The organism is Roseomonas sp. TAS13, assembly GCF_001950415.1.
GTDB lineage: Bacteria > Pseudomonadota > Alphaproteobacteria > Acetobacterales > Acetobacteraceae > Roseomonas > Roseomonas mucosa.
Window position 1 is genome coordinate 1 of sequence record NZ_BDLP01000597.1, and the last position, 1,783, is coordinate 1,783.

The 1,783-nt window shown below is 73.9% G+C and carries 3 protein-coding genes; all 3 read left to right on the forward strand.

Annotation, left to right across the window (positions count from 1 at the left end):
- Positions 1-47: 47 nt before the first annotated feature.
- Entirely contained in the window at positions 48-278 is a 231-nt protein-coding gene (locus ROTAS13_RS24035) for a hypothetical protein (RefSeq protein ID WP_253187761.1), read from the forward strand.
- Positions 275-1,231: an ABC transporter ATP-binding protein gene (locus ROTAS13_RS24040; RefSeq protein WP_075823625.1), complete on the forward strand. Its 957-nt coding sequence runs from the start codon at positions 275-277 to the stop codon at positions 1,229-1,231. The genes ROTAS13_RS24035 and ROTAS13_RS24040 overlap by 4 nt, the downstream gene beginning before the upstream one ends.
- Positions 1,228-1,783 (forward strand): ABC transporter permease subunit (locus ROTAS13_RS24045; RefSeq protein WP_075823626.1); only part of this gene is annotated, 556 nt, incomplete at its 3' end. The genes ROTAS13_RS24040 and ROTAS13_RS24045, both read left to right, overlap by 4 nt.

The window sequence follows — 1,783 nt, forward strand, 5'->3', positions numbered from 1 at the left end:
TCGCCTTACGGTGGAGCTGTGCGTAGATGTGATCAAGAGACAGGATCGTGCTGGGCGGGCTGCGCACGGCGGTGATCCAGGCGATCGGCCTTGCCACTCTGGCGGCGCTGATCGGCGGCGGCGGGCTGGGACGGCTGGTCTTCCTGGGCGTCGGTCAGCTGGCGACGGACCTGATCCTGCTCGGCGTGCTGCCGGTGGTGGCGCTGTCGCTGGCGGCGGATGCCGGGCTGGCGGCGCTGCAATCCTGGCTGTCGCGGCGCCATGGCGGCGCGGCATGATCCGCTTCGAGGGGGCCACCAAGACCTATGGCGCCCGCCGCGCCGTGGATGCCGTCAGCCTGGAGATCCGGGACGGGCGGTTCTGCGTGCTGCTGGGCGAATCGGGTTCCGGCAAGTCCACGCTGATGCGGATGGTGAACCGGCTGGTGCGGCCGGATGGCGGCCGCGTGACGCTGGACGGCCGTGACGTCGCCCAGGCCGATCCGGAGGCGCTGCGCCGGGGCATCGGCTACGTGATCCAGTCGGTGGGGCTTTTTCCGCATTGGCGGGTGGCGGAGAACGTCGCCACCGTGCCCCGGCTGCTGGGCTGGGACGCGGCGCGGATCGCCCGCCGGGTGGAGGAGCTGCTTTCCCTGGTGGGGCTCGATCCGGAGCGCTTCGCCGCGCGCTGGCCGCACGAGCTCTCGGGCGGACAGGCGCAGCGGGTCGGGCTGGCGCGGGCGCTGGCGGCGGACCCGCCGGTGCTGCTGATGGACGAGCCCTTCTCCGCCCTTGACCCCAGCATCCGCCGCAGCCTGCAGCGGGAGATGCGCGCCATCCATGCCCGCACCGGCAAGACCATCCTCTTCGTGACGCATGACGTGGAGGAGGCGCTGACCCTGGCCGACCAACTCGCCGTGCTGCGGGACGGGAAGCTGGTGGCCAGCGGCACCCCGGCCGAGGTGCTGGAACGGCAGGCCGATGGCGCGGTGCGCGAACTGCTGGGCGAGGAGGCACTGGCCTTCCACCGCCTCGCCACCCAGCCCGCCCGGCGCCATGCCCGGGCGGTGGCGGAGCCCGGGGAAGGCGACCTGCCCCTGCTGCCGGCGGAGGCCACGCTGAAGCAGGCGCTGCTGTTGATGCTGGACCGGCGGACGGATCGCCTCGTGCTGGAGGCGGCGGAAGCCGGCCCGCCACGCATCCTGCACCTGGGCGACCTGCTGTCCCCGGCTGGGGACCGGGCGCGGGCATGAGGGGCCGCCTGCCGCGCCTTCTGGCCGAGGCGGCGCTGTTCCTGCTGGCGCTGCTGGCCGCGCCGCATCTGGGCGCGCTCTGGGGCGGCCTTTTCCCGGAGGTGTCGCGCCCGGTGTGGACCTCGGAAAGCTGGTTCGTCCTGCTCGGCAGCCACCTCGCCCTGTCGCTGGGCGCAGCCCTGGCGGCGACGGCACTGGGGCTGGCGGCGGGCGTGCTGGCCAGCCGTCCCGCCGGGCGCCGGCTGCGGCCGCTGCTGGACGCGCTCTTCTCCCTGGCCCAGTCGGTGCCGCCGGTGGCGGTGATCGCCCTGGCCCTGCCGCTGCTGGGCTTCGGTGCCGCGCCCACCCTGCTGGCCCTGGTGCTCTACGCCGCCCTGCCGGTGATGCGGGCGGCGGCCGGAGGGCTGGATGCCGTGCCCGGCCCGGTGCGCGACGCCGCCCAGGGGCTTGGCCTGGGACCGGCGCGGCAGCTTTTCCAGGTCGAGCTTCCGCTTGCCCTGCCGGTGATCTTGTCTCTTGATCACATCTACGCACAGCTCCACCGTAAGGCGA

What these genes read in the sequence shown, in the direction of transcription:
- ROTAS13_RS24040 (WP_075823625.1), top strand. Translation starts at nt 275, where the DNA reads ATGATCCGCTTCGAGGGGGCCACCAAGACCTATGGCGCCCGCCGCGCC.